This is a genomic window from Mesorhizobium sp. RSR565B, from assembly GCF_054719465.1.
In genome coordinates, this window is record NZ_JBTTIE010000001.1 from 83279 (window position 1) to 108077 (window position 24799).

The following is a 24799-nucleotide window of genomic DNA, read 5'->3' on the forward strand; positions in this document are numbered from 1 at the left end:
CCCGCCCAGACACACTCCAGAAACAAAATTCAACAGTTCGGAAAAACCGGCGAAAAGATCGGGTGGCATAAGCTCCCCGGTCGAGATTCCGGGCTCTTCCTTTTTGGAAGCCCTCCACCAACAAAATCGCAGCGGCGGCGCAGTGCCTCCTCCAGCGGCGGCATGAACAGCCGGGCAATGCCCGGCGAGGACGAGAAAGTATGGACATGGACTACGATATCGCCGAACTGGACAGCGACGCGGCAACGGCGATCGGCAGCCTGGCAAGCATCGATGCGCTGGCAAGGATCGCTCGCGGCCCGGCAAGGGACGGCCAGGTCCTGACGGGCGCCGACTTTGCCCTGCAGCCGGGTGAGCGGCTCGATACGGTCTTCGAGCAGCTCGCCGTAACGTTTGCCGCACTGCCGGCGGTGATCTCCGAAGAGCGCGTGTGGACCTATCAGGAGCTGAACAGCCGTGCCAACCAGTTCGCCCGCATGCTGATCAAGCACGGCGTGCGGCCGGGCCACCGGGTCGGGCTCATTCTCGATCGGTCGGCGGAGACCTATGTCGCGTTGCTGGCGGCGATGAAGGCGGGGGCTGCCTTCGTGCCGCTGGCCACCGCGTTTCCGCAGGAGCGGATGGCGCTGATCATCGAAGACGCCGCCGTCAGCATGATCGTCACCATCGCCGCCTATGCGTCGCGCGCCGGTCAACTGCCCGTTCCCCATGTGCTGATCGACAGCGCCGCCGCCGAGATTTCCGCGCAGTCGCCCGCGCCGCTGAAGCCGCAGGCGGCCGACGACATTTGCTACATCCTCTATACCTCGGGCACCACTGGCAAGCCCAAGGGCGTGGTCATCACGCACCAGAGCTTCGTCAATTTCATACACGTCGCGGCCGCCTCCTACGGCTACCGGCCGGGCGACCGGGTGTATCAGGGCATGACCATTGCCTTCGACTTTTCCTCCGAAGAGATCTGGGTGCCGTTCGTCGCCGGCGCGACGGTGGTGCCGGCTCCTGGCCAGATGCCGCTGGTGGGCGAGGAACTGGCGGATTTCCTGCGCCTCCATGACATCACCTGCATGGCCTGCAGCCCGACCTTGCTGTCGTCGATGACATCGGACGTTCCCAGCCTGCGCACGCTTCTGGTGGGCGGCGAGGCCTGCCCGCACAATCTGGTGGTGCGCTGGTCGAAGCCGGGCCGGCAGATCCTCAACACCTACGGGCCGACCGAGGCGACCGTCACCGCAACGATGGGGGCGCTGACGCCGGACCGTCCCGTCACGATCGGCGCGCCGTTGCCGACTTACTCGATCGTCATTCTCGACGCTTCGCTGCCGCAACTTGCCGAGCCCGGTGAACTGGGCGAGATCGGCATTGCCGGCATCGGGCTCGCCGTCGGTTATCTGAACCGGCCGGACCTGACCGACCAGAAATTCATCGCCGATTTCGTCGGCCTGCCGAACAACCCGTCGCAGCGCATCTACCGCACCGGCGATCTTGGCCGGATCAACGATAGCGGCGAGATCGAGTATGCCGGGCGCATCGACACGCAGGTGAAGATTCGCGGCTATCGCATCGAGCTCGGCGAGATCGAGGCGGTGCTGCTCGACCAGCCCGAGATCGCCCAGGCCGCCGTCACCACCTGGGAGATCGAACCCGGTCGCGTCGAACTGGTTGCCTATTACGCGCTTAAAACCGGCGTAGCGGCGATTTCCCGAGGGGATCTCGCCCAGACGATGAAGCGGCGGCTGCCCGACTACATGGTGCCCGGCTATCTGGAGGAACTGCCTGCCATCCCGATGACCGTCTCCAACAAGGTAGACCTGCGCCAACTGCCGAAGCCGACGAGCGTCCGGCTTTCGGCCGATCGCACGATGGTGCCGCCCGGCAATGAGGACGAGCGATTCCTGGCGGAAGCGCTGGCCACGGTGCTGAAATTCGACGCGGTGTCGGTCGAGGATCACTTCTTCGACGATCTCGGCGCCAACTCCTTGCTGATGGCGCATTTCTGCGCGCGCGTGCGCACCAGGAAGGAATGGGCGACGACGTCGATGCGCGACATCTATCTCTATCCCACAGTGGCGCGCCTGGCGCTGCATCTGGGGGTAGCGGAGGAGATGACGACGGCAACCAACGAGCCGGTCCTCACCCGCCGGGCCTCGAATTTCGCCTACTGGACCTGCGGCGCGGCGCAGCTTTCGTTCTACGGCCTCTACAGCTACGTGGCGCTCTGGGCGATCAATGACGGCCTCAACTGGATGTATGACGCGCTCGACGATCCGCTGCAGCTCTATATCCGGTGCGTGGCGCTCTCGGCCGCCGTGTTCTTCGGCATGTCGGGCTTTGCAGTCCTGGCGAAATGGGTGCTCATCGGCCGCTGGAAGGCCGAGGCGTTTCCGATCTGGGGCGTGCGCTACTTCCGCTTCTGGGTGGTCAAGACGTTGATCCGCACCGCACCCGTCGTGCTGTTCCGCGGCAGCCCGCTCTACAGCCTCTATCTGCAGCTGCTCGGCACCAAACTCGGGAAAAACGCCGTCATCGAATCGAAGTCCGTGCCCGTCTGCACGGATCTTATTTCCATCGGCGCCAACACCATCCTGCGCAAGGAATCGATGATCCTCGGCTTCAGGGCCCAGTCCGGTTATATCCACACCGGGCCGCTGACCATCGGCCGCGATGCCTTCGTCGGCGTCGGCTCCACGCTCGACATCGACACCAGGATCGGCAACGGCGCCCAGCTCGGCCATTCGTCCTCGCTGCATCGCGGGCAAAGCATTCCCGACGGCGAGCACTGGCATGGATCGCCGGCGGTGCCGACCACGGCGGACTATTGCAAGGTGCGCAATGTCAATCCTTACCAGGTCCGGCGCTTCCTCTATGAAGCGCTGCAGCTGGTCGGCCTGTTTGGCCTCGTCACCCCGCTGCCGCTCCTGTTCCACAGCTACTGGGAATATGTCGGCGACGACTATCAGGAGACGATCGGCCTTGTCGCAATCGGCACCACGGTCACGCTTTTCGGCTATATCGCGGCGGCTTTCCTGGCAGCGACGCTGGTGCCGCGCCTGACGAGCCTGATCTTGAAGCCGGGCCGCACCTACACGCTTTACGGTTTCCGCTACTGGCTGCAGACCGTCGCCGAATTCGCCAGCAATTCCCGCGTGCTCGGGCTCCTGGCCGGCGACAGCTCGGCGATCGTGCACTACATGCGCGCCATCGGCTGGAACCTCAACAGAGTGGTGCAGACCGGTTCCAATTTCGGCTCCAACCAGCAGCACGAAAACCCGCTTCTGTGCGAGATCGGCACCGAGACCATGGTGTCGGACGGGCTGTTCATGATCAACATGCACAAGTCCGCCTCGGCCTTCAGGCTCGAGCCGACGCGCATCGGCGAGCGCAACTATCTCGGCAACAACATCTATTATCCGCCGGACGGGCGCACGGGCGACAACGTCCTGCTCGGCACCAAGGTGATGATCCCCATCGACGGGCCGTTGCGCGAGAATGTCGGCCTTCTCGGTTCGCCCGCCTTTGAAATCCCGCGCATGGTGAACCGCGACAAGGAGCTTATCGCGGGCGTCGACGAGGCAGACCGGCGCCGGCGCATCCCGTTCAAGAACCGCCACAACCTGGTGACCATTCTTCTGTTCCTGGCAACGCAATGGGTCATGCTGTTCGTCACGCTGGCGATCTGGGACCGGGCGCTGAACTACTATACGGAATGGGCGGAGGTGGCGCTGTTCGCCGCCGTCATCTTGACCTCGGCGATCACCATTCCGTTCTACATTCTGGTCGAGCGGGCAAGTCTTGGTTTCCGCGGCTTGAAGCCGCAGATGACGACCATCTACGACGTCGCCTTCTGGCGCCACGAGCGCCACTGGAAGCTGGCGGATTCGCCCATCGTGCGCCTGTTCGCCGGCACGCCGTTCCGGCCGATGATCCTGCGCCTGCTCGGCGTCAAGGTCGGCAGCCGGGTCTATGACGGCGGCAGCAATTTGACCGAGCGTTCGCTGGTCGAGATCGGCGACGACGTCACGCTCAACGAGGGCTGCGTGATCCAGGCCCATTCGCTGGAAGAAGGCGCGTTCAAGTCCGATTTCATCCGCATCTGCGATGGCTGCACGCTCGGGCCTTCCGCCTTTGTCCACTACGGCGTGGTGATGGGCAAAGGCTCGATGGTCGACGCGGACTCCTTCGTGATGAAGGGCGAAGAGCTGGAGCCCAACTCGATCTGGCGGGGCAACCCGGCCAAGCTGCATCGCTTCGTCGAGCCGCTGCCGGAGGATAGCGTCAAGGCAACGGCTTGATGGGCGCAGACGTCCGTCTCGTTTCGGTGACTGCGGCCAACCGGGCCCTGGTCGCGGCTCTGGAACTGGCCGCGGATCAGATCGATTTTGTCGCCAGCAATGCGGAGTCGCTGGACGAAGCCGAAACCGACGGGGACGCACGGCCGCGCGTCGTCATGGCAGGGGATCGCGTCGTCGGTTTCCTGATGTATGAGGCGCCAGAGGACGACGACGAGGCGCGGATCTACCGCTTCATGATCGATCGCGTCCATCAGGGCCAAGGCTACGGCAAGGCCGCTTTGCGCGAAGTGCTGGATGAAATCATGCGGCTCGGCCACATCAGCCACGTTTCGATCTGCTACGAACCTGGGAATGAAGCGGCACGCCGCCTCTATCGCGCTGCCGGTTTCGTCGAAGAAGGGCCCGACGAGGACGGGGAAATGATCGCCGACCTCGCTCTGCGGGGCGAACAGCCATGACGCGCCCGCTCGATGCCGGCGCCAGCCTGTCGGCGCAGTTGCTGGCGGCGATGGCCGCCATGGCACCCGCCGGCGTTCGGATCGGATGCCGCACGATCCGCGAAGGCGATGAGAACCATTTGCTGCCGCAGGAAGCACGCTCCATCCCGTCACGCCTGCCGCTGATGCGGCGGGCGAGTGGCGCGGCGCGGTGGATCGCGCACGAGTTGCTGGCGGATATGGGCTTGAACGACGTCGCTATCCTCCGCGGCTCCTCCGGCGCACCGGTATGGCCTCATGGAGTAACGGGGTCGCTGGCTCACGACGACGAGATGGCCGTGGCGGCCGTCGCGCCGCTCTCCCACGTCGCCTCGCTCGGCATCGATATCGAGCCCGCTTTGCCCCTGCCCGACGACATCTTCGCGCTGGTTGCAGCCCCCGCTGACCGGATCGACGCAACCGACTTGTATCTTGCCGGTCGCATCCTTTTTGCCGCCAAGGAAGCTGTCTACAAGGCCGCCTACCCGCTTGATGGCGAAGTGCTGGGCTATGAGGACATCACCGTCGATCTCGACGCAAGCGACGCTGTGACGAAGACGGGCCGCAGAGCGAGACTGGTTTACTGCGTTGCTCCGTGTGTGGTCGTTCTGGCGTTTGTCGATGGTGTCCGAAGCGCCCCCCTTTAAGCGCGATGGGCCAGCGCCCGACAGCAACGCCTGCTCAACAAAGCGCTTTTTTTTCGCAGAGCGGTCGCAAAAGGCTCACACGGTTCGTCCTTTGACAGAAGAAGGAGAGCGCCATGAGAAACCTTATTGTCACCGAATTCATCAGCATCGATGGCATCGCCGAGGTCGAGAAGCTGCCCAGCGTGACCTGGAACGATGAGATGCAAAGGTTCAAGGAGGACGAGCTTGCCGACAGCGGGGCCATGCTTCTGGGGCGCACGACCTACGAGATTTTTGCCGGCTCTTGGCCCAAGGAAACCGGAGACTTCGCCGACCGGTTCAATGCGCTGCCGAAATATGTCGCGTCGACAAGCCCGAAGGCACTCGACTGGAAACCGGCCGAGTTGCTGAAGGGTGTGTTGCCGGAAGCGGTTCGGGCGCTGAAGCAAGGCAGCGGCGGCAACATCTATGTGCATGGCAGCCTGAGCGTCGCGCGGGAATTGCTGCGCCATGGTCTGGTCGATCGCGTCAGGCTGCTGAGCTACCCTGGCTCCGTCGGGGAGGGCAAGAAGCTGTTCCCGCCCGATATGCCGGTGGCGTTGGAGCCGATCTCGACCGTACAGTTCAGCAATGGCGTGGTGGCGCTGGAATATGCGGCTGGGAGGGTGTGAGACGCTGGTGGGGTAATCTCCCCTTTAGGGGAGATGTCGCCGAAGGCGACAGAGGCGGTCGGTCCGTCCTGACGCAACCTCCTATCGACAGTAGGAGGTCTAGCTTCACGCGAGACGACCCCCTCTGGCCTGCCGGCCATCTCCCCCTCGAGGGGGGAGATCGGCAGCTCACCCTACTTTCTTCCCCCGCTTGCCCTTGGCACGCGCCTCGACCACTCTTTCCACCTCGCGCTTCAGTTCGTCCTTGACCTCCTGCGTCTCGGCCATCAGCGTGTCGATCTTCATGAAATCGAGCACGCGGTATTTCGACACTGGCGGGCGGATCAATATGTCTGGTGGGCGCTGGTTCAGCTTGTGGGCGATGATCGACTGCATCATCAATTGCGTCGCGCCGTACATCAGGTCGACCGTGGTCGGGTGCTTGCGCTCGGCCTCGCTCGGCGCGCCGACGACGTCGATGGCGATGATGATGTCGGCGTCGTTTTCGATGAGGTCGAACGGCACCGGATTGTAGATGCCGCCGTCGATCAGCACGCGGTCGTCGCGCGTCACCGGGCGGAACACGGCGGGAATGGCAGCCGAGGCGGCGAGCGCCGAATGCAGGTCGCCCTCGTCGAAGACGGCCAGCTTGTGACCGAAATAGTCCGTCGCCGTCACCTTCAGCGGGATTTTCAGCTCGGCGAAGGTTTCCGGGATGGCTTCCGGCAGGAACGCCTTCAAGATGCGCTCTATGTTGAACTGGCTGACTCGGATGCCGCCCTGCATCGCCTCGGCGATGGTGCCGGGACGCGAGCGCCACATGCGCGCCGCCACCTCGGCGCGGCGGCCGAGGATCGAGCGGGCGTAGTCCTCGATGTCCTTGCCGCTCATGCCCGAGGCCATGCCGGCGCCCATGATGGCGCCGATCGAGGAGCCGGCGATGGCCACGGGCTTGATGCCGAGCTCGTCCAGCGCCTCGACGATGTGGATATGGGCGAGGCCGCGCGCGCCGCCGCCGCCAAAGGCGATACCGAAAGTCGGACCTGTCATTTGGCCTCCAGCTTCGGCCCGATGCTCATGATCGCGGGCGCCGGCGTCAGCAGCTTCTTCGCCGCTGCCTTGACCTGATCGAGCGTCACGCCGTTGATGAGCGCCGCGCGGCGCTGCACGTAGTCGATGCCGAGATTGTCGAGCTGCAATTCCACCAGGGTCGCGGCAATGGCGCTGGAAGAATCCAGATTGCTGATAGCATAGGAGCCGACCATGTATTTCTTGGTCGCGTCCAGCTCGGCCTCGGTCGGCCCCTCCTGCGCCATCTTCTTGACCACCTCCTTGACGATGCCGAGCGTCTCGGCGGCGCGGTCGGAACGCGTCGCCGTGGTGATGATCAGCGCATTGGAATGCTGGTGGTCGACCAGGTTGGAATCGACGGAGTAGGCCAAGCCGCGCTTTTCCCGCACCTCGTCATAGAGGCGCGAGGTGAAGGTGCCGCCGCCGAGAATCTGGTTCATCAGCACCGCAGGGAAGAAATCCGGCGCATCGCGCTTCACACCGGGATAGGCAAACTGCAGCGAGGTCTGCGGCAGGTCGTAGTCGACCTCGAGCTGCTGGCCGAGCTTCAGCTCGGTATCGGCAACCGGTTGCAGCACCTGCTTTTCCGGCAGATCGCCGAAGACCTCGTCGAGCTTCCGTTTCAGCGTCGCGGCATCTATGTCGCCGACCACCGCAACATGCAGGCCGCTGCGGGCGAAATTGGCCTTGTGGAAGGCAGCCAGATCCGCCGCCGTGATGGTGGCGATGCTGTCCTTGGTGCCCTGGTCGGGCCTGGAATACGGATGTTCGCCATAGATGGCGCGCAGCCATTTGGTTTGCGCGACGGTGTTGGGGTCACGCTCATTGGCGATGATGCCGGACAGGATCTGGGCGCGGATACGGTCGATCGGCGCCTGGTCGAAGCGCGGGCTGGTGACCGCCAGCCTGAGCAGGTCGAAGGCCGCATCCTTCTGCTCGGCCAGCATCCGCATCGCGCCATAGGTGCCGTCGCGCGCCGCTTCGAAGCCCATTTCGGCGCCGGCATCGTCAAGCTTGATCTGGAAGGCCTCGCTGTCGAGGTCGCCGGCGCCCTCGTCGAATAGGCCGGTCATCAGATTGACCAGCCCTTCCCGCCCCGCCGGATCCTGCGTCGAGCCGCCATCGAAGACGAAGCGGATGGCGACGATCGGAATGGAGTGGTCCTCGACCAGCCAGGCGTTGACGCCTTTCGATGAGGTCACCGGCTGAATGTCCATCGCGTGCGCGGCAAGCGCCGGCAGGATGAGGAAGAAGATGCCGAGGAACAGTGTGGCGAAGACGTGGAGAACCGCGATGCGCCTATGAGTAATCCCATCAGGCCATTGATCGCCAAGGTCAGCTCCGCCCCTCATCGCGCTGCCGGGCACTTCTCCCCGTATAGTGACGGGGAGAAGGGGTCTCGCCGCGACGCTGGCGCTCTTCTTACGACGCTGATGGTTGGCGAAATCGACGATGACAGCGCCCCTCTCCCCGTCACTATAGGGGGAGAGGATGCCGGCAGGCAGGTGAGGGGCAGCGCTAACGCTCAATCTCGTCATCATCAATTCCCCGCCTGTTGCTGCGGCAAGAGATAGCCGGTCGTCGTACGATCGAGCAGCAGATAGCGTGCGGCGACCGCCTTGATCTCATCGGCGGTGACCTTGCGAATGCGTTCCGGCCATTCCTCGATATCCCTGACGTTGCCGCCGGTGGCGAGCTCGGCGCCGTAGAGATTGGCCATCTCGTCCTGCTTGTCGCGGGCGAAGATCATGGCCCTGATATAGCGGGCCTTGGCCTTCTCCAGCTCATCGGCGGTGACGCCGTCCTTGACGATGCGGGCGATCTCGGCGTCGACGGCCGCCTCGACGTCGCTCAGCTTGGCGTCGCCGCGCGGCGCGCCATAGACGGTGAAATTGGTGGCGTCGAGCATCGTACCCTGGAAGAAGGCGCCGGTCGCCGATGCGATGCCTTGCTTGACCACGAGTTGCTGGTAGAGCCTGCTGCGGCTGCCGCCGCCAAGGATCTCTCCCAGCAGGTCGAGCGCCTCGGCCTCGCCGGGTTTTGCCGTGTGGTAGGACGGAACCACCCATTGCGTCGAAAAGCTCGGCACCGAAACGCGCCCATCGGTGAGCGTCACCGTGCGCTTGGTGTTCTGCTCCGGCTCGACCGGGCGGATGCGCGGGGGCAGGTCGGGACCGCGCGCGACCTTGCCATAGGTTTTTTCGGCCAGCGCCTTCACGACCTCCGGCTCGACATCGCCGGCCACGATCAGCACCGCATTGTTGGGGCGGTAGTATTTGTCATAGAAGGCAACCGCATCGGTGCGGTTCAACTGCTCCATCTCCTGCATCCAGCCGATCACCGGAATGCGGTAGGGCTGGTTCTGCCAGAGCGTCGCGTCGACCTCTTCGTCGAGCACCGCCTGCGGATTGCTGTCGATGCGCGCGCGGCGCTCTTCCAGGATCACGTCGCGCTCGGTCTTGATGACCTCGTCGGTCAAGATGAGGTTGCGCATGCGATCGGCCTCGAAGCTCATCATCTCACCGAGTGCCGAGGGCGCCACCGTCTCGTGGAAGGCAGTGTAGTCATAGGAGGTGAAGGCGTTGTTGGAGCCGCCGATGGCCGATATGGCGCGGTCGAACTCGCCCGCGGCGTGGTTGGTCGTCGCCTTGAACATCAGGTGTTCGAAGAAGTGCGCTATGCCGGACTTGCCTGGCGGCTCGTCGGCGCTGCCGATCTTGTACCACACCATATGGGTGACGATGGGGGCGCGGTGATCGGGAATGACCACCACCTCCATGCCATTGTCGAGCAGGAAGTTGGCCACCTTGCCATCGTCCGCGGCCAGGGCCGGGCCGGCCATGGTCAGCGCGGTGGCGAGCAAGGCTCTCCGCAGCCATTCAGTATGAAATGTCATTGATGGCTCCGGTTGTTATCGCGCGACGATAGGCAAGGTTAGCCGCGGAGGCAAAGTGAATTGTGCGTCATTTTGAAGGCGCCGGTCGCTCCACCCTTACGCAAGCTCGATGAACCGGACCACCGTCTCGCCGTAGTTTCGTTCATCAACCACCGAGAATTCCGGCCCAATCTCGAAGGGCGCCGAGGCGGCTTCCTCGACCACGCAGAGCGCGCCGGGCAGCAACCAGCCGCCATCCCTGGCCGAGCGCAGGGCGCGCTCGCCAAGGCCCTTGCCATAGGGCGGATCGGCGAAGACCAGGCCGAATGCCGCAAGCGTACCGGCCTCACCCAGGGCGGTCGCGTCGCGGCGGAAGATCTTGGTGCGGCCGGTAAGGCCAAAAGCTTCGACATTGGTGCGGATCAGGCCGCGTCCTTCGGCCGATTCTTCGATAAAGACGCCATAGGAAGCGCCGCGCGACAGCGCTTCGAGGCCGAGAGCGCCGGTGCCGGCGAAAAGGTCGAGCACACGCGCGCCGTCGAGCTTGTCGGCAAAGCGGTGCGCCAGCACGTCGAAGACGGCCTCGCGGGCGCGGTCGGTCGTCGGGCGGATGGCATGGTCGCGCGGCGTCGCCAGCGGACGCCCGCGAAATTGGCCGCCGACGATTCTCATTTATGCCCGGGTCTCATTTAAGGCCGGATCTCATTTAAGTCCCGGCATCATCTGGTCCTCGGGCCCTTGGGACCGTTGCGTGGCCGCTCGCCGCCCCGACCGCCATCCGGACGCTCGCCACCCGGCTTGCCGAACGGCTTGGCTCCGCCCGGCTTGCCATAGGACGGCTTGAATGACGCCTTGCGCGCCTTGGCCTCGGCCGCCTTGGCGGCATCGGCTTCCGCCCTGCCCTTGCCGATCGGACGCGCGCCCGGCGCCATCCAGACATTAGCCTTGCGCTGGCCCGGCGGATCGATCGGCCGCTGCTCGCGCTCGGGCTTCTTGCCGCCGCGCGGTTTGTCACCAAAGGCGCCGCGCGGCTTGTCGCCGAAGCCTCCACGGGGCTTGTCGCCAAAATCGCCGCGCGGCTTTTCGCGAAACTCGCTGCGCGGCTTGTCCGAAAACTCGCTGCGCTCGGGTCTCGGGCCGCGTTCGCCAAAGCTCTTTTCCGGCCTCGCGCCCCTTTCGGGACTGGTCGACAGCTTGCCGAGCGCTTCGTCGCGGCTGCCTTCGCGGCGCTTGCGGTTCTTGATCAGACCGCCCTCGCCGATCGGCCGATGGTCACCCTCGCGGGTGACTTTCGGCCGTTCCGGCTCCGCGTCACGCTCTCGCCGCACCGGCTGGTTGGAAAACGGCTTGATGATCTCGGCGTCGAAATTGGCGCCGGATTCCTCGACCAGTCGCTCGCCGAGCTGGTCGCGCAAGACGCGGCCCTTGATCTCCAGCACATGGCCTTCGGCGAGATCGTCGAGCTGGAACGGTCCGTAGGAGATACGGATCAGCCGCGTCACGTCGAGGCCGAGCGATCCAAGGATGTTCTTCACTTCGCGGTTCTTGCCTTCGCGCAGGCCGATCGTCAGCCAGGCGTTGGTGCCTTGCTCACGGTCGAGCGTCGCTTCGATGGCGCCGTAGAAGACGCCGTCGACGGCAATGCCTTCACGCAGGCCTGCGAGCATGCTTTCCTCGACCTTGCCATGGACGCGCACGCGGTAACGGCGCAGCCAGCCAGTGGCAGGCAGTTCGAGCACGCGCGACAGACCGCCATCATTGGTGAGCAGCAGCAGGCCTTCGGTGTTGATGTCGAGGCGGCCGATGGTCATCAGCCGCGGCAATTCGGCCGGCAGCACGTCGAACACGGTCTTGCGGCCCTCGGGGTCGCGGTTGGTGGTAACGACGCCGGCCGGCTTGTGAAACAGGAACAGGCGGGTGCGCTCGATCGGCGGGATCTCCATGCCGTCGAGATGGATGATGTCGCCCGGCATGACGTTGAAGGCCGGCGAGGTCAAAGCCCGGTTGTTGACCTTGACACGGCCCGCCGCGATCAGGTCTTCGGCGTCGCGGCGCGACGCCAGGCCGGCGCGGGCCAGCCGCTTGGCGATACGCTCGCCGGCTTCTTCCGCATCTGCCGGACGCGGGCGCGGCTTGAAGGCGCCGCCAGATGCTTGCGGCCGGTCACCACCGAAATCGCGCTTGGGGCGATCGCTGAAGTCACGCTTGGGACGATCTCCGGCGTCGCGCTGCGGGCGATCGCCAAAATCGCGCTTTGGCCGGTCAAAACGCTTTTCGCCCTCGGCGGAAGCAGGCCGATCGCCACGCGGTGCGTAGGGCTTGCGCGGCCCTTCACGCTTTTCGAAAGGCTTGCCTTCGGGACGCGGCCCCTTGCTGAATGGCCGATCGCCGCCCTTGAAATCGCGCTTTGGCCGCTCGCCATCGGCCGCAACCGGCCGATCGCCGCGCGGTGCATAAGGCTTGCGCGGCCCCTCGCGCTTTTCATACGGCTTGCGTTCACCCTCGGCCGGCATAGGGCGATCCCCACGCGGCGCATAGGGTTTGCGCGGCCCTTCGCGCTTTTCATACGGCTTGCGCTCGCCTTCGGCTGCCATCGGCCGGTCACCGCGTGGTGCATATGGCTTGCGCGGTCCCTCGCGCTTTTCGAAGGGCTTGCCTTCGGAACGCGGACCTTTGCTGAATGGCCGGTCGCCACTTTTGAAATCGCGCTTGGGCCGCTCGCCCTCAGCCGCTGCGGGCCGGGCGCCTCGCGGTGAATAGGGTTTCTTGGCCCCGAAGGAGGGTTTGCCGCTTTTGCCGGCGGCGCCATCGCGGCGCGGCCCCGCGGCTCCAGGGCCGCTTTTGCCCGGGCCTTTGTGGCGCGGAGATTTCTTGTCGTTGTCGTCCATGTGGCCTTTGCCTTGTTGCGCTGCTACAGCGTGGCGCATCCTTTCGGACGCGCAAAGGACGCTATAGCACTTTGATTTGGCGCATGATCATTTCCGAAAATCTGTTCCGATATTCGGGTTGACGCGCTCCATAACAGGATCACCGCCAAGTGGCGAGGAGATAATCGGAATGGAAACCGCGTGAAGCGGCCGGATTTCATGGCGCTGGCGCTGAAAGAGGCGCAAGCCGCCGCCTTGCGCGGAGAAGTTCCGGTTGGCGCCGTCATCGCCAGCGGCGACACGGTGGTGGCATCCGCCGGTAACCGCACCCGCGAACTTGCCGATCCGACGGCGCATGCCGAAATGCTGGCCATCCGCGCGGCCTGCCAAACGCTCTCCAGCGAGCGGCTGACCGGCCACGACCTCTATGTGACGCTGGAACCCTGCGCCATGTGCGCCGGCGCCATTTCCTTCGCCAGGCTGCGCCGGCTCTATTTCGGCGCGGCCGACGAGAAGGGCGGCGCGGTGGTCAACGGCGTGCGCTTCTTCGCTTCGCCGACCTGCCACCATACGCCCGACATCTATCCGGGCATGGCCGAGGCCGATGCGGCGCTGCTGCTCAGGGAATTCTTTCGGGAAAGACGCGAAACGTAGAGCCTTCAGCTACCGAAGGCGGCGTTCCTACCAGGAGGGCAGCCAGTCGAAGAGCCCGCCGCTCTTGCCTTTGGCGGCCGCTTCCTTCTTGAGGCGGCGTTCCTTCTTGTATTCATCCTCGCCGAGTTCGCCCTGCGGCGCCGTGTCGGAGGCAGCTCGGTAGGCCAGAGGCGGCTCGCTCAGATATCTGCGAGTGTTGGGATCGCCCTGCTTTTGCTCTGCGGTGCGGCGCTGGATCTCCGCGGCGCGGCCCTTGTCTGAATCCTTCGGCGACCAGGCCGGCGGGTGGCTGGAGCCCGAATCCGCCAGCGCCTTCTTCACGGAAGCCGGATCGGTCTGCACGTCATCGACGATCCCCGATTGATAGGACGGGTCGTCCTGGTGGGCAGTGGCGTCGGCACGCAGACGGGCGCGGCGCTGCTCGGGCGATTCGGGCCAATCGGTGCTCGCCGTCTCGATGCTTTCCTGAGGCGGCGGCAGCACTTCCTTCTGCCCCGGCGCCGGCTTTACCAGCTCCGGACGCGGCCTGTAGTCGATCTGTTCCTTGTGCTTGGGCGTGATCGCGAAGGCGCCGGAAAGGTCTCCGGCAAGCTGCTCGCCAGCCGTCTTGTCGGTGCCGTAGGTCGGCGAACCCATGCAGCCGGACAGAGCGAGGCCGGACGCGACAAACGGCGCCAGCAGCGCAACGCGCGCATAAGTTCTCTTGGTCATGCCAAAAAGTCCCACTCTAGACAGCCTCTCGATCGTCACCGGCCGAAGGCCCGGTCCCCATCGTCCACGCTCTTGCGACGGAATTCCGGCGACAATTTGTCTTCCGGAGTTTCGCGTGTTTATCTCAACCACTCGTTAAGGGCAACGCGCGGGCGCTTTTCACCCGCCCGCCGTGGCATTTGTGCACCGGCTTTGAGCACTCACAAACGTCCCAGAGCCTTGAGTTCATGCAGCACGGCGGCATCGCGGGCAGACACGTCGGGGAATTCCACGTCCTGCCCGACATCGGCGGTATAGCGCCACGAACGCGCGCATTTGACCAAGCCGCGGTCCTCGGCCTTTTCGACCACCACCGAGACACCTTTGACATCGTCGAGCGCAAAGGCGCCTTCCGGCGCCTTGCCATGGGCGATGACGAGATCGCTGGTGATCGCCATCTCGGCCATGTCGACATCGGCGATCGCGGCTTCAAGCGCGGCATCGTCGAGGGTCACGACCGGCACGGCTTCCAGAGAGGCACCGATGACCTTCTGAGCGCGTGCGATCTCGAGCGCGCCGGTGACGACACGGCGAACCTGCCGCACCTTGCGCCATTTCTCAGCCAGTGCCTCGTTCTTCCAGTCGGCCGGAATCTCGGGGAACTGGTCGAGATGCAGCGAGACAGCATCCGGATGACGGTCGAGCCAGGCTTCTTCCGTGGTGAAGGGCAGCATCGGCGCCAGCCATTTCACCAGGCAGTCGAAGAGGTGGCGCACCACTTGTACCGAGGCCTTGCGCTTCACGCTGGCGGGTCCCTCGCAATAGAGCGCGTCCTTCCTGATGTCGAAATAGAAGGCCGACAGCTCGACCACCATGAAGTCGAGCAAAGTGCGGGTGATGCGTTTGAACTCGAACGCGTCGTAGCCCGAGCGCACGACCTCATCGAGTTCGGCCAGCCGATGCAGCATCAGCCGCTCCAGTTCCGGCATCTTGTCCAGCGGCACCTCCTCGCCATCATCATGGGCGAGCGTGCCCAGCATCCAGCGGATGGTGTTGCGAAGCTTGCGGTAGGCGTCGATGTTGGTCTGCAGCACGTTCTTGCCGAGACGCTGGTCTTCCCAATAATCCGTCGTCACCACCCATAGCCGCAGAATGTCGGCGCCGGACTGCTTGATGACGTCTTGCGGCACGACGGTGTTGCCGAGCGATTTCGACATCTTTCGCCCCTCCTCATCCATGGTGAAGCCATGGGTGACGACGGTGTCGTAAGGTGCCCTGCCCCTGGTGCCGCAGCTTTCGAGCAGCGAGGAGTGGAACCAGCCGCGGTGCTGGTCGGAACCTTCGAGATAGACGTCGGCCGGCCATTTCAGGTCCGGACGGTCTTCCAGCGTGAAGACATGCGTCGAGCCCGAATCGAACCAGACGTCAAGGATGTCCATCACCTGCTTCCATTTGGAGGCATCGTGATTGCCGAGGAAACGCTCCTTGGCGCCGGCAGCGAACCAGGCGTCGGCGCCTTCCTTCTCGAAAGCGTCCATGATGCGCTGGTTGACGGCTTCGTCCTTCAGCACGTTGCCGTCCTCGTCGGCAAAGACGGCGATCGGCACGCCCCAGGCGCGCTGGCGCGACAAGACCCAATCCGGGCGTTCCTCGATCATGGCGCGGATACGGTTCTGGCCGGCCGCCGGCACGAAGCGTGTGTCGTCGATCGCCTTCAGCGCACGGCTGCGCAACGTCGTGCCGTCGCCGAGGTCCTTGTCCATATAGACGAACCATTGCGGCGTGTTGCGGAAGATGATCGGCTTCTTCGACCGCCAGGAATGCGGGTAGGAATGCTTCAGCCGGCCGCGCGCGAACAGCGCGTTGCGCTTGATCAGTTCGTCGATGACCGCCTGATTGGCATTGCCCTTCTTGCCGTTATCGTCGATGACACGCGCGGCGCCACCTTCGCGATCCGGGCCAAAACCCGGCGCGTCCCTGGTGAAGAAGCCGGCATCATCTACAGTGAAGGGGATGGCAGGGTCGATGCCACGTGCGCGCAAATCCGATGCCGCATCCATCCAGGCATCAAAGTCCTCGCGGCCATGGCCGGGCGCGGTGTGGACGAAACCGGTACCGGCATCGTCGGTGACATGGTCCCCGGCAAGCATGGGTACGGCGAATTCGTAACCACCGCCGAGACCTTTGAAGGGATGTGAAAGTGTAAGGCTTCCAAGCTCTTCGACCGAAACGCTGCGAAGCCGATTCAAGGTGACCTTGGCCTTGGCCGAGGAGTCTTCGGCAAGCGCATCTGCAAAGATCAGCTTCTCACCGGGCTGTGGACCGAACGAATTTTCGGCTGCGGTAACTTCATAAAGGCCGTAGCCGATCCGTGACGAATAATTGACGGCACGGTTGCCGGGGATCGTCCACGGGGTTGTCGTCCAGATGACGACGTGGGCGTTGTCCAAAAGTGCAACGCTTTCCGGAACGCGCATGGACGGTGCAGCGTCTGATACAAAGTGCTCAACGCTCCAAAATCCTGACACAACTGGAAACTTCACCCAGATCGTGTCGGACTCATAGTCCTGGTATTCGATCTCGGCCTCGGCCAGTGCGGTGCGCTCGACGACGCTCCACATTACCGGCTTGGAGCCGCGATAGAGCTGGCCCGACATGGCGAACTTCAACAACTCCCCGGCGATGCGCGACTCCGAGTGGAAAGCCATTGTCGTATAGGGGTTCTTGAAATCGCCGACGACGCCGAGCCGCTGGAACTCGCCGCCCTGCACCGTGATCCAGTTCGCGGCGAAGTCGCGGCATTCCTTGCGAAACTCGTTGACCGGCACCTCGTCCTTGTTCTTGCCCTTGGCGCGGTACTGTTCCTCGATCTTCCATTCGATCGGCAGGCCATGGCAGTCCCAACCCGGCACATAATTGGCGTCATAGCCGCGCATCTGGAACGAACGGGTGATGACGTCCTTGAGGATCTTGTTCAGCGCATGGCCGATATGGATGTTGCCATTGGCGTAGGGCGGGCCGTCATGCAGCACGTATTTTTCGCGGCCGGCCGCGTCCTCGCGCAGCTTGCGGTAGAGATCCATGTCCTGCCAGCGCTTGACCAGCTGCGGTTCTTTTTCAGGCAAGCCGGCGCGCATCGGGAAATCCGTCTGCGGCAGGTAAAGCGTCTTGGAATAGTCGATCGTTTCAACAGTGTCGGTCATTGGTCTGCCATGTGCATTGCCCGGCGGGCGTAAAAGCTCGGGCGTGAACTATCATGATTGGAAAAGCGCGAGGGGGCGCGCAAAACTCCCGGCGGCTCCGGCGGCGCTCAGGCCGCCCGGAACACCGGGCCTGTAATTCGTATCGTCAGCGCGCGAAGGCGTGAAAAGCTCGTCATTGCCGGGCTTTTAGCCGAGAAAGCCGCAGGAATAAAGCGTCTCTTGTTCGATTCACTTACATCGCGAAGTCGAAGCGATAGGTGGTCGAGACGCCGACCGTGAACTGGTTACGGTCGCCGCGCTCCTTGACCAGGCTGGAATCGGCAGCCGGGCCCATCAGGCGCGCATATTCGCCGAACAGGCTGGCGGTCATCGGATCGGTCACCTTCCAGGTGATGGCGCCACCAAGGCCGGTCGATTTCAGGCCGCCGCCAGGATGGTATTCGCTCAGGCCCGAGGCCGCAGCCTCCTTGGCGTTGACACCATAATAAGAGTCGAAATAGCCCGACGAGGCAAAGGACACGCGTGGTCCGCCCGAAATTCTGACAGTCGGCGTCACGTCGTAGAAAGCATCGGCGGCGATGTCGGCGACAAAGCCATCATGGGCACGAATGCCATGGCGCAGTTCGGCGCGGGCGCGCAGCCAGTCCGTCGGATAGATTTCGAAGAAGCCGCCGACCTCACCGCCCCAGCGCACCGGGTCGAGGCCCTTGAGCTCATCCTTGCTGTCGCGGGAAAACAGGAATTTTCCGGTCAGGCCGGCGCGGACGCCGCCATCGTCGACCAGCGCCAGCGAGATGTTGTCGTTGCGCGAGGTAAAGCGCGCGGCCGGGCCGGCCTTGCCCAGCGAGATGATCGGCGATGCGCTGAGCAGATAGCTGTTGGAGCCCTCGAATTTCGGCGCGACCATGCCGGTGGCGCCAAGCGTCAGGTACCAGTCGCCGGACATCCAGCCGAAGGCACCCTCGCCCGCATTGGCGGTGGACACAGTGAGCAGCGCCGAGGCGAGAAACAGCGGAATCGTCCAGACAATACGCATCACCACCCCATACGCGAAACAAAACGGAGAGAACACCCGGCAGCCAAAGCCATGGCGCCGGTTCGGTAAAATTTGACTTAAAATCTACAGCAGTGGCGGCAACTGCGACCCTGTTTTTTGCGCTGTGGCCCATTTGAACAGGGCGCCGCCGGGCCTGTGGCGAGTTGACAGAAATAGCGAGGTTGCCTAAATTCGCGTTAGTGCAGACTAACATGAACAGATGGACAGCGCTTGGCGACCCGACCAGGCGGACGATCTTCGAACTGCTGGTCGAACAACCCTGTTCGGTCGGGGAATTGGCTCGTGCGCTTCCTGTCACCCGGCCGGCGGTCTCGCAGCACCTGAAGGTGCTCAAGGACGCCGGCCTCGTGGCCAACACACGGCTAGGCAAGCAACGCATCTACCGGGTCGAACCGGAAGGCTTGGCCAGCCTGCGCGCCGAACTCGACTGGTTCTGGAGCAAGACCTTGGCGGCCTACAAAGTGGTCGTCGAACAGCCCTTGAAGGAGCAGGAATGAGCACACATCAACCGCCCGTGAGGCACTCCATCCTTGTCGAGGCTCCGATCGCAAATGCCTTCAAGGTCTTCACCGAGGACTTCGGCAGTTTCAAACCCAAAGAGCATAACCTGCTTGCGGTGCCGATCGCGGAGACGATCTTCGAACCCCGCGTTGGCGGTCACGTCTACGACCGCGGTGTGGATGGCAGCGAGTGCCGCTGGGCACGGGTGCTGGCCTACGAGCCGCCGAACCGACTGCTTCTGAGTTGGGATATCAGCCCTCAATGGCAGATCGAGACCAATCCGGACAGGACCAGCGAGTGGGAAGTCCGGTTTACGGCGGAGACGAATAGCCGGACCCGCGTCGAGATCGAGCATCGCAATCTCGAACGTCATGGCGAAGGCTGGGAAGGCGTGCGCTTTGGGATTGACGGTGATCGAGGCTGGCCGCTGTATCTCAGGCGATTCCAAGATCTTTTTGCCAGCAAGGTGACCTGAAGGAGCACAATTATGGAACCCTATTGGCTAAGCATCCTCGGTGTACTGATCCTCTGTCTTTTGTCAGTCGCGCTGGCGGTTTACTCGGGTTCGTCCAAGGGATTTGCCGGAGCGCTTTCCGGTCCGGTGATCCCGGCCGACGACGCCAATCTCCTCTACAGGATCGACCGCATGCATATGAACTCGGTCGAGGCGCTGGCGCCTTTTGTCGTCCCGGCGGTGCTGGCCATGATGGTTGGCGTTGGGTCGGCCACGTTGGCGACCATTGTCTGGGTTCATGTGGCGATACGCCTGCTTCACCTGGGGGTTTACCTACGCGGCGGCAATGCCGCCAAGGGTGGCAGTGTCAGAACGATCGTCTACGTCTCTGGAGCGATCGTCACGCTTGTCCTCGTCCTTGTGACTGGGTGGGCTGCCATAAATTGACACGTACGCGCGAACCTCAAGCCACCGACGCTTTGTTTGTTTGCTAGCCGTCGCCATCGGCTGGACGTCCGCTACAGCCGGGGCTAACCTCCCGGCAAGGTGCCAGGCGATTTCGAGGAGATGCAGCCATGACCCTGCACGGTGATACCCTGAAAGATGCGATCGGCCGGACACGGGACAAATGGGGGTGGTTCGTCGCGCTCGGCGTGCTGCTGCTCATCTTCGGCGGCATTGCCTTCGGCAATCTGTTCATCGCCACCGTCGCCTCGGTCTATGTCGTGGGCTGGCTGATGCTGATGGCCGGCATCATCGAGATCGTGCATGCCTTCGGCGTGAAGACCTGGAGTCGCTTCTTCTATTGGCTGCTCAGCGGCCTACTTTATGCCGTTGCCGGTTTCTTTGCCTTCGACAATCCGCTGCTGGCCTCGACGGTGCTGACCTTGCTGCTGGCGGTGGCGCTGGTCGCTTCAGGCGCGCTCAGGGCCTGGGTCGGCTATAGCCACCGACCGGAAAAGGGCTGGGGCTGGGTCGTCGCGGCGGGCCTGATCAGCGTGCTGGCGGGGCTGACCATCGCCATGGGCTGGCCGGTCAACAGCCTGTGGGTGCTCGGCCTGTTCCTGGCCATCGACCTGATCTTCCAGGGCTGGAGCTTCATCGCTCTCGGACTGGCGTTGAAGAAGTAGGGGCTTGAAGAGGTAAGCGGCCGGAAGGCTCAAAAAGCGATGGCGCCGTCCAGATCCGAAAGCGGCCTGACGCCGGCCAGCAGCGCGCGCGCCTCCGCCTCGTCGCGCTTCATTTGTGCCACCAGCCCATCGAGCCCATCGAACTTCACCTCGGGACGCAAAAAGCCGAAGAGCGATACGTCGCAGATCTCGCCATAGAGATCGCCGGCAAAGTCGAAGACGAAGGTTTCGAGCAGCGGCGCGCCATTGTCGTCGACAGTCGGGCGACGCCCGAAGCTGGCGACACCATCATAGAGCGTGCCGTCGGCGCGGCGAAAGCGGACGGCATAAATCCCTTCCTTCAGAGTCGTTTCCGGCGAAAGCCTCATGTTGGCTGTCGGGAAGCCGAGCGTGCGGCCGAGCTGCTGGCCGCCGATCACTTCGCTTTCGACGGTGAAGCGGTAGCCGAGCAGGCCTGCGGCCTCGGCGACCTCTCCCTCGCAGAGCAGCTCGCGGATACGGCTCGACGACACCACCTCGGCGCCCTCGTCGCGAAAGGCGTCGACCAGGGTGACGCCGAAACCATGGCGCTCGCCTGCCGCCATCAGAAACGCAGGACCGCCCTGCCGGTCCTTGCCGAAGTGAAAATCGAAGCCGGTGACGGCATGGGTGATGCCGAGGTTCGTCTCCAGCACATCGGTCACGAAAGCCTCGGCCGACAGGCCGGCAAAGGCGCGCGTGAACGGCTGTTCGACGAGTGCGGCAAAGCCCAGATGCGACAGCAGCCGCGCCTTCATCGGCGGCGGCGTCAATACGAACAGCGGCATATCGGGCCTGAACACCTTGCGCGGATGCGGGTCGAAGGTCAGCACTAGCGCCGGCACGCCGCGCCGCCCGGCTTCGGCAAGCGCGCGATCGAGCACCGCCTGGTGGCCGCGATGGACGCCGTCGAAATTGCCGATCGCCACCACGCCGCCGCGCAAATGCGGCGGCAGCGGCGCGGTTGCTGAAATGTGTTCGAAAGCTGCGCTCATGCAGCAACCCTACCGCAGTCTCGGAATGACGGCGACCGGCCGGTAGCCGTGCTTTTGCAGAAAGGCTGCAAGCCTGGCGGGGTCCGGCTGCATGGGATCGCCATAGTCGCGCGCGTGAATGCCGCCCGAGACGTAAAGCACGTCGATGCCGTTGTCGGCGGCGCCCTTGACGTCGGTCATCATGCCGTCGCCGATGGCCAGCACCTCGGTGCGCGCGACGTCTCGGCCGAGAAGCACGGCGACCTCCCGCAGCGCTACGTCATAGACCGGCGCATAAGGTTTTCCGGCGATCAGCGTGCGGCCGCCAAGCTGGGCATAGTCGCGCGCCAAGGCGCCGGCGCACCAGATCATGCGCTCGCCGCGTTCGACCACGATGTCGGGATTGGCGCAGATGAAAGGCAGGTTCCTGGCGCGCAGCCGGCGCAGCAGATCGGCGTAATCCTCAGGCGTTTCCACCTCGTCGTCGAACAGCCCGGTGCAGACCGCGCCGGAGGCCTCAAACTCCTCGACGAGCTCGACGTCCAGACCGTCATAGAGGGTGAAATCGCGGTCGGCGCCGATATGGAAGATTTTTCGTGGGCCTTCGGCGATAAGGTCGCGGGTCACATCGCCTGAGGTCACGACGCGGTCGTAGGCGGCGGCGGGAACGCCGATCGCATTCATCTGCGCCACCACATCGGCATTGCGGCGCGGCGAGTTGGTGATCAGGACGACCGGGACCTTCGCCGCACGCGCGGCGGCAAGCGCTTCGGCAGCCGCCGGAAAATGCCATTCGCCATTGTGGATCACGCCCCAGACATCGCACAGGATGGCCGAGTAGGCGCCCGACAAATCCGCGAGCGAGCCGATGATATCAGGCGAATCCGCCATGCCGTTTACCTGCTGTGACGATCATTGCGAGAGCTGCAGCCGACGGTCCGCCGCAACCGGCCCCGCATTAACCGAAGCGTTTCATCCTGTCACCAGCTTTTCGGCACTTGCCAGGCTGTTGCGCAACGGGCTGATCGAAGGTTGCACAGGCAGCAACCACCCTTCTCCGAGCTTCGGTCTATCGAAACAATGTCGCACCGCTGATCACCAGGGCCGAGTGGTTAACGAGCCTTGAAAAGATGGGCCTATGTTGAACGCATTTCAGCAACCTGAAATTTAACGATTTTGTGGGCATCTTCGGACCGATATTGGGGTCCTGGCAGGGGTGCTGAAGGCATGATCCGCAGATTTCTGAACGACAGACGCGGCAACTATGCCTTGATGACAGTGATCACCATGGTGCCCTTGATGGGCGCGCTGGCGCTTGCCATCGACTACACCGATCTCTTGCGCCAAAAGCAGAACATGCTGAACGCGCTGGATGCCGCCGGGATTGCCACGGCACAGCAGATCGTCACCGGGGCGACCGACACGGCAGTCAAGGCCTATGCGAAGGATTTCTTCGAAGCCAATCTCGGCCGCGTCAAAGCAGCCAATACGGCCCTGACGGTGACGCTTCCCAACAACAACGCAGGTGGTGGCACGCTGAAGCTGTGCGCCGAATTGACGTACCACCCCTATTTCCTGCCGGCAGCGGCCATGATGATCGGAAGAACCGCCGCCGACGTCACAACATCGGCATGCTCGGAGATCCGCCTCAAAAACACGCTGGAAGTGTCTCTCGTGCTCGACAATTCCGGCTCTATGAGCATCAACGGCTCCGGCACCGGCCAGCCGCGAATAGATTTGCTCAAGAAGGCCGCGACCGAGCTTGTCAATACAATGGCGCTCCAGGCCGCACAAATGAAGCAGGTGACCAAGCCGGTGCAGTTCTCGCTGGTCCCGTTTTCTGCGTCGGTCAATGTCGGCGCTCCGATCCCCCCGGCTCCATTGCCGACGTGGCTGGACACGACCGGCATTTCCCCGATCCATCATCAGAACTTCGATTGGTCGACGATGACAGCGGCGGCAAATGCCACCAAATGGATCGAAAAAGTAGGCAGCGTTTACTACCAGCGCGGCACGGGCTGGGGCACAGACAAAGACAAGGAGATGACGCGTTTCACCCTCTATCAGGACATGATGGCAACGACCTGTACGAAGAAAAACTCGAACGGCACTTGCAAGACCTCCGTCGTCGCCAAATACGAAGCCTGGAAGGGCTGCGTGGAGGCGAGGCCGTATCCCTATAATGACGACGACACGTCGCCGACCACTGGGACGCCCGCCACCATGTTCGTGCCGATGTTCGCGCCGGACGAAGCTGGCAATTTCTGGACCGACACAACTCGCACCAGCACATCGACGTGGGGTTACGCCAACAATTGGTGGATCGATTATTCCGACACGCTGACTGTCCCCAAACGCCAGGCGGATATGCGCAAGTATTTTCTGACAAAGCCCTGGGACGCAGCAGCCGCTGCGGCCGATGATGGACCCAATTCGGCATGCACGACCGCCGCGATCACGCCGTTGCAGGACATAACCACCACCGATGGCAAGAAAATCCTGACGGATGCCATCAATGCCATGGCCCCGACGGGCAACACCAACGTGCCGGAAGGGCTGGCCTGGGGCTGGCGGACGGTGTCGAGCAACGAGCCTTTTACGCAAGGCCGGCCGAACACCGAAAGAGGCAACGACAAAGTGGTCATCGTCCTGACCGACGGCGCAAACACCTATAGCATCGGCCCCAGCAACGACATGACCAGCAACTACGCCAAGAATGGATCGACATACGCCGCCTATGGCTACACCGGCCCTAATTTTCCGAAGCCAGTGGAGCCTGCGACCCGCCTGTTCGTCAACACGACCGTCGCCAAGACAACCTATACGGCGACCAACTACACGGCCGCGCTTGACGAGCAGATGCAAACCCTTTGCGCCAATGCGAAGAATTCGAACATTCTCTTGATGACCGTCTCGCTCGACCTTGTTAGTTCCAAGCCGGCGGAAAAGACTGCCATAGATGCGCTCAAGAAATGCTCCTCGGATTCGCGCTTCCGCAAGGATCCGACCGACCCGAGCAAACCGGCGAAGCTGTACTGGAACGCGACCGGCGCCACCTTGTCGCAAAGTTTCAAGGAAATCGCCGACGAACTGTCGAACCTGCGCATCGTCAGCTGATCGGCGCGATCTTTCGAACAAGGCGCTCCGCCTCGGCGGGGCGTTTTGCGTTCGGCAGCTGGCGCATTTGGTTAGCGCCTGGTGAAGCGCTATCCGCGCAATCGAGCAGTTTCCCAAACCCGTCCTTCAACGTTTTGTGAAACTGTG

20 protein-coding genes are annotated in these 24799 nt (G+C 63.4%); 10 read left to right on the forward strand and 10 right to left on the reverse strand.

The annotated features are described in order from the left end of the window. Positions 1 to 200: 200 nt before the first annotated feature. The 4 genes from ACYG9R_RS00390 to ACYG9R_RS00405 all read left to right on the forward strand — a co-directional run bounded on the left by ACYG9R_RS00390 (position 201) and on the right by ACYG9R_RS00405 (position 6062). The gene (locus tag ACYG9R_RS00390; protein ID WP_023824516.1) at positions 201 to 4289 is read left to right on the forward strand and encodes a Pls/PosA family non-ribosomal peptide synthetase; all 4089 of its coding nucleotides are present in this window, start codon (positions 201 to 203) and stop codon (positions 4287 to 4289) included. Further along, positions 4289 to 4747, forward strand: coding sequence for a GNAT family N-acetyltransferase (locus ACYG9R_RS00395; protein WP_031199606.1), 459 nt, complete (start codon positions 4289 to 4291; stop codon positions 4745 to 4747). Before ACYG9R_RS00390 ends, ACYG9R_RS00395 begins: the two co-directional genes overlap by 1 nt. After that, a complete protein-coding gene (locus ACYG9R_RS00400; RefSeq protein ID WP_023752074.1) occupies positions 4744 to 5412 on the forward strand; it encodes a 4'-phosphopantetheinyl transferase family protein in 669 nt (222 codons plus the stop codon). The genes ACYG9R_RS00395 and ACYG9R_RS00400 overlap by 4 nt, the downstream gene beginning before the upstream one ends. 113 nt (positions 5413 to 5525) lie before the next feature. Beyond that, the gene (locus tag ACYG9R_RS00405; protein WP_023712768.1) at positions 5526 to 6062 is read left to right on the forward strand and encodes a dihydrofolate reductase family protein; all 537 of its coding nucleotides are present in this window, start codon (positions 5526 to 5528) and stop codon (positions 6060 to 6062) included. A 168-nt stretch (positions 6063 to 6230) separates the two neighbouring features. Here the strand turns inward: ACYG9R_RS00405 and ACYG9R_RS00410 are convergent, their stop codons facing one another. From ACYG9R_RS00410 to ACYG9R_RS00430, 5 genes are all read right to left on the reverse strand, one after another. Continuing rightward, positions 6231 to 7091: a patatin-like phospholipase family protein gene (locus ACYG9R_RS00410; RefSeq protein ID WP_023712767.1), complete on the reverse strand. Its 861-nt coding sequence runs from the start codon at positions 7089 to 7091 to the stop codon at positions 6231 to 6233. Next, positions 7088 to 8464, reverse strand: a complete 1377-nt coding sequence (locus ACYG9R_RS00415) for a M16 family metallopeptidase (protein WP_023821174.1) — start codon at positions 8462 to 8464, stop codon at positions 7088 to 7090. The genes ACYG9R_RS00410 and ACYG9R_RS00415 overlap by 4 nt, the downstream gene beginning before the upstream one ends. 188 nt (positions 8465 to 8652) lie before the next feature. Continuing rightward, complete coding sequence (locus ACYG9R_RS00420) at positions 8653 to 10008, reverse strand: M16 family metallopeptidase (protein WP_023824515.1); 1356 nt, start codon at positions 10006 to 10008, stop codon at positions 8653 to 8655. Positions 10009 to 10104: 96 nt separating this feature from the next. Continuing rightward, positions 10105 to 10659 (reverse strand): 16S rRNA (guanine(966)-N(2))-methyltransferase RsmD, encoded by a 555-nt coding sequence (rsmD, locus tag ACYG9R_RS00425; RefSeq protein WP_023824514.1) that lies wholly within the window; start codon positions 10657 to 10659, stop codon positions 10105 to 10107. 47 nt (positions 10660 to 10706) lie between these two features. Continuing rightward, positions 10707 to 12875 carry a pseudouridine synthase gene (locus ACYG9R_RS00430; RefSeq protein ID WP_023824513.1) on the reverse strand — a complete coding sequence of 723 codons (2169 nt, stop codon included), beginning with the start codon at positions 12873 to 12875 and terminating at the stop codon, positions 10707 to 10709. 180 nt (positions 12876 to 13055) lie between these two features. On the opposite strand from ACYG9R_RS00430, the gene ACYG9R_RS00435 reads away from it, so the two are divergent. Then, on the forward strand, positions 13056 to 13508 hold the full coding sequence (locus ACYG9R_RS00435) for a nucleoside deaminase (RefSeq protein ID WP_023694762.1): 453 nt from the start codon (positions 13056 to 13058) through the stop codon (positions 13506 to 13508). A 27-nt stretch (positions 13509 to 13535) separates the two neighbouring features. Here ACYG9R_RS00435 and ACYG9R_RS00440 read toward each other — a convergent pair whose 3' ends face one another. The 3 genes from ACYG9R_RS00440 to ACYG9R_RS00450 all read right to left on the reverse strand — a co-directional run bounded on the left by ACYG9R_RS00440 (position 13536) and on the right by ACYG9R_RS00450 (position 18437). Continuing rightward, positions 13536 to 14219, reverse strand: a complete 684-nt coding sequence (locus ACYG9R_RS00440) for a hypothetical protein (protein ID WP_023700630.1) — start codon at positions 14217 to 14219, stop codon at positions 13536 to 13538. A gap of 200 nt (positions 14220 to 14419) precedes the next feature. Beyond that, entirely contained in the window at positions 14420 to 17401 is a 2982-nt protein-coding gene (ileS, locus tag ACYG9R_RS00445) for an isoleucine--tRNA ligase (RefSeq protein ID WP_023824512.1), read from the reverse strand. A 232-nt stretch (positions 17402 to 17633) separates the two neighbouring features. Further along, positions 17634 to 18437 (reverse strand): MipA/OmpV family protein, encoded by an 804-nt coding sequence (locus ACYG9R_RS00450; RefSeq protein ID WP_023824511.1) that lies wholly within the window; start codon positions 18435 to 18437, stop codon positions 17634 to 17636. A gap of 212 nt (positions 18438 to 18649) precedes the next feature. On the opposite strand from ACYG9R_RS00450, the gene ACYG9R_RS00455 reads away from it, so the two are divergent. The 4 genes from ACYG9R_RS00455 (at position 18650) to ACYG9R_RS00470 (ending at position 20543) form a co-directional block, all read left to right on the forward strand. Continuing rightward, positions 18650 to 18955 carry an ArsR/SmtB family transcription factor gene (locus tag ACYG9R_RS00455; protein WP_050590540.1) on the forward strand — a complete coding sequence of 102 codons (306 nt, stop codon included), beginning with the start codon at positions 18650 to 18652 and terminating at the stop codon, positions 18953 to 18955. Beyond that, complete coding sequence (locus ACYG9R_RS00460; RefSeq protein WP_023824509.1) at positions 18952 to 19434, forward strand: SRPBCC family protein; 483 nt, start codon at positions 18952 to 18954, stop codon at positions 19432 to 19434. The genes ACYG9R_RS00455 and ACYG9R_RS00460 overlap by 4 nt, the downstream gene beginning before the upstream one ends. A 12-nt stretch (positions 19435 to 19446) precedes the next feature. Then, the gene (locus ACYG9R_RS00465; protein WP_023734253.1) at positions 19447 to 19860 is read left to right on the forward strand and encodes an MAPEG family protein; all 414 of its coding nucleotides are present in this window, start codon (positions 19447 to 19449) and stop codon (positions 19858 to 19860) included. Positions 19861 to 19988: 128 nt separating this feature from the next. Beyond that, positions 19989 to 20543, forward strand: a complete 555-nt coding sequence (locus tag ACYG9R_RS00470) for an HdeD family acid-resistance protein (RefSeq protein ID WP_023671535.1) — start codon at positions 19989 to 19991, stop codon at positions 20541 to 20543. A 29-nt stretch (positions 20544 to 20572) separates the two neighbouring features. Here the strand turns inward: ACYG9R_RS00470 and ACYG9R_RS00475 are convergent, their stop codons facing one another. Together ACYG9R_RS00475 and ACYG9R_RS00480 are read right to left on the reverse strand one after the other, a co-directional pair. Next, the gene (locus ACYG9R_RS00475) at positions 20573 to 21556 is read right to left on the reverse strand and encodes a bifunctional riboflavin kinase/FAD synthetase (protein WP_023682976.1); all 984 of its coding nucleotides are present in this window, start codon (positions 21554 to 21556) and stop codon (positions 20573 to 20575) included. A 9-nt stretch (positions 21557 to 21565) separates the two neighbouring features. Beyond that, positions 21566 to 22426, reverse strand: a complete 861-nt coding sequence (locus ACYG9R_RS00480; protein WP_023671533.1) for a TIGR01459 family HAD-type hydrolase — start codon at positions 22424 to 22426, stop codon at positions 21566 to 21568. A 336-nt stretch (positions 22427 to 22762) separates the two neighbouring features. Here ACYG9R_RS00480 and ACYG9R_RS00485 point away from each other — a divergent pair, with 336 nt between their 5' ends. Continuing rightward, entirely contained in the window at positions 22763 to 24652 is a 1890-nt protein-coding gene (locus ACYG9R_RS00485) for a pilus assembly protein (RefSeq protein ID WP_023694757.1), read from the forward strand. Positions 24653 to 24799: the final 147 nt, after the last annotated feature.

What these genes read in the sequence shown, in the direction of transcription:
- ACYG9R_RS00390 (WP_023824516.1), top strand. Translation starts at nt 201, where the DNA reads ATGGACATGGACTACGATATCGCCGAACTGGACAGCGACGCGGCAACG.
- ACYG9R_RS00395 (WP_031199606.1), top strand. Translation starts at nt 4,289, where the DNA reads ATGGGCGCAGACGTCCGTCTCGTTTCGGTGACTGCGGCCAACCGGGCC.
- ACYG9R_RS00400 (WP_023752074.1), top strand. Translation starts at nt 4,744, where the DNA reads ATGACGCGCCCGCTCGATGCCGGCGCCAGCCTGTCGGCGCAGTTGCTG.
- ACYG9R_RS00405 (WP_023712768.1), top strand. Translation starts at nt 5,526, where the DNA reads ATGAGAAACCTTATTGTCACCGAATTCATCAGCATCGATGGCATCGCC.
- ACYG9R_RS00410 (WP_023712767.1), bottom strand. Translation starts at nt 7,091, where the DNA reads ATGACAGGTCCGACTTTCGGTATCGCCTTTGGCGGCGGCGGCGCGCGC.
- ACYG9R_RS00415 (WP_023821174.1), bottom strand. Translation starts at nt 8,464, where the DNA reads ATGAGGGGCGGAGCTGACCTTGGCGATCAATGGCCTGATGGGATTACT.
- ACYG9R_RS00420 (WP_023824515.1), bottom strand. Translation starts at nt 10,008, where the DNA reads ATGACATTTCATACTGAATGGCTGCGGAGAGCCTTGCTCGCCACCGCG.
- rsmD (WP_023824514.1), bottom strand. Translation starts at nt 10,659, where the DNA reads ATGAGAATCGTCGGCGGCCAATTTCGCGGGCGTCCGCTGGCGACGCCG.
- ACYG9R_RS00430 (WP_023824513.1), bottom strand. Translation starts at nt 12,875, where the DNA reads ATGGACGACAACGACAAGAAATCTCCGCGCCACAAAGGCCCGGGCAAA.
- ACYG9R_RS00440 (WP_023700630.1), bottom strand. Translation starts at nt 14,219, where the DNA reads ATGACCAAGAGAACTTATGCGCGCGTTGCGCTGCTGGCGCCGTTTGTC.
- ileS (WP_023824512.1), bottom strand. Translation starts at nt 17,401, where the DNA reads ATGACCGACACTGTTGAAACGATCGACTATTCCAAGACGCTTTACCTG.
- ACYG9R_RS00450 (WP_023824511.1), bottom strand. Translation starts at nt 18,437, where the DNA reads ATGCGTATTGTCTGGACGATTCCGCTGTTTCTCGCCTCGGCGCTGCTC.
- ACYG9R_RS00455 (WP_050590540.1), top strand. Translation starts at nt 18,650, where the DNA reads ATGAACAGATGGACAGCGCTTGGCGACCCGACCAGGCGGACGATCTTC.
- ACYG9R_RS00460 (WP_023824509.1), top strand. Translation starts at nt 18,952, where the DNA reads ATGAGCACACATCAACCGCCCGTGAGGCACTCCATCCTTGTCGAGGCT.
- ACYG9R_RS00465 (WP_023734253.1), top strand. Translation starts at nt 19,447, where the DNA reads ATGGAACCCTATTGGCTAAGCATCCTCGGTGTACTGATCCTCTGTCTT.
- ACYG9R_RS00470 (WP_023671535.1), top strand. Translation starts at nt 19,989, where the DNA reads ATGACCCTGCACGGTGATACCCTGAAAGATGCGATCGGCCGGACACGG.
- ACYG9R_RS00475 (WP_023682976.1), bottom strand. Translation starts at nt 21,556, where the DNA reads ATGAGCGCAGCTTTCGAACACATTTCAGCAACCGCGCCGCTGCCGCCG.
- ACYG9R_RS00480 (WP_023671533.1), bottom strand. Translation starts at nt 22,426, where the DNA reads ATGGCGGATTCGCCTGATATCATCGGCTCGCTCGCGGATTTGTCGGGC.
- ACYG9R_RS00485 (WP_023694757.1), top strand. Translation starts at nt 22,763, where the DNA reads ATGATCCGCAGATTTCTGAACGACAGACGCGGCAACTATGCCTTGATG.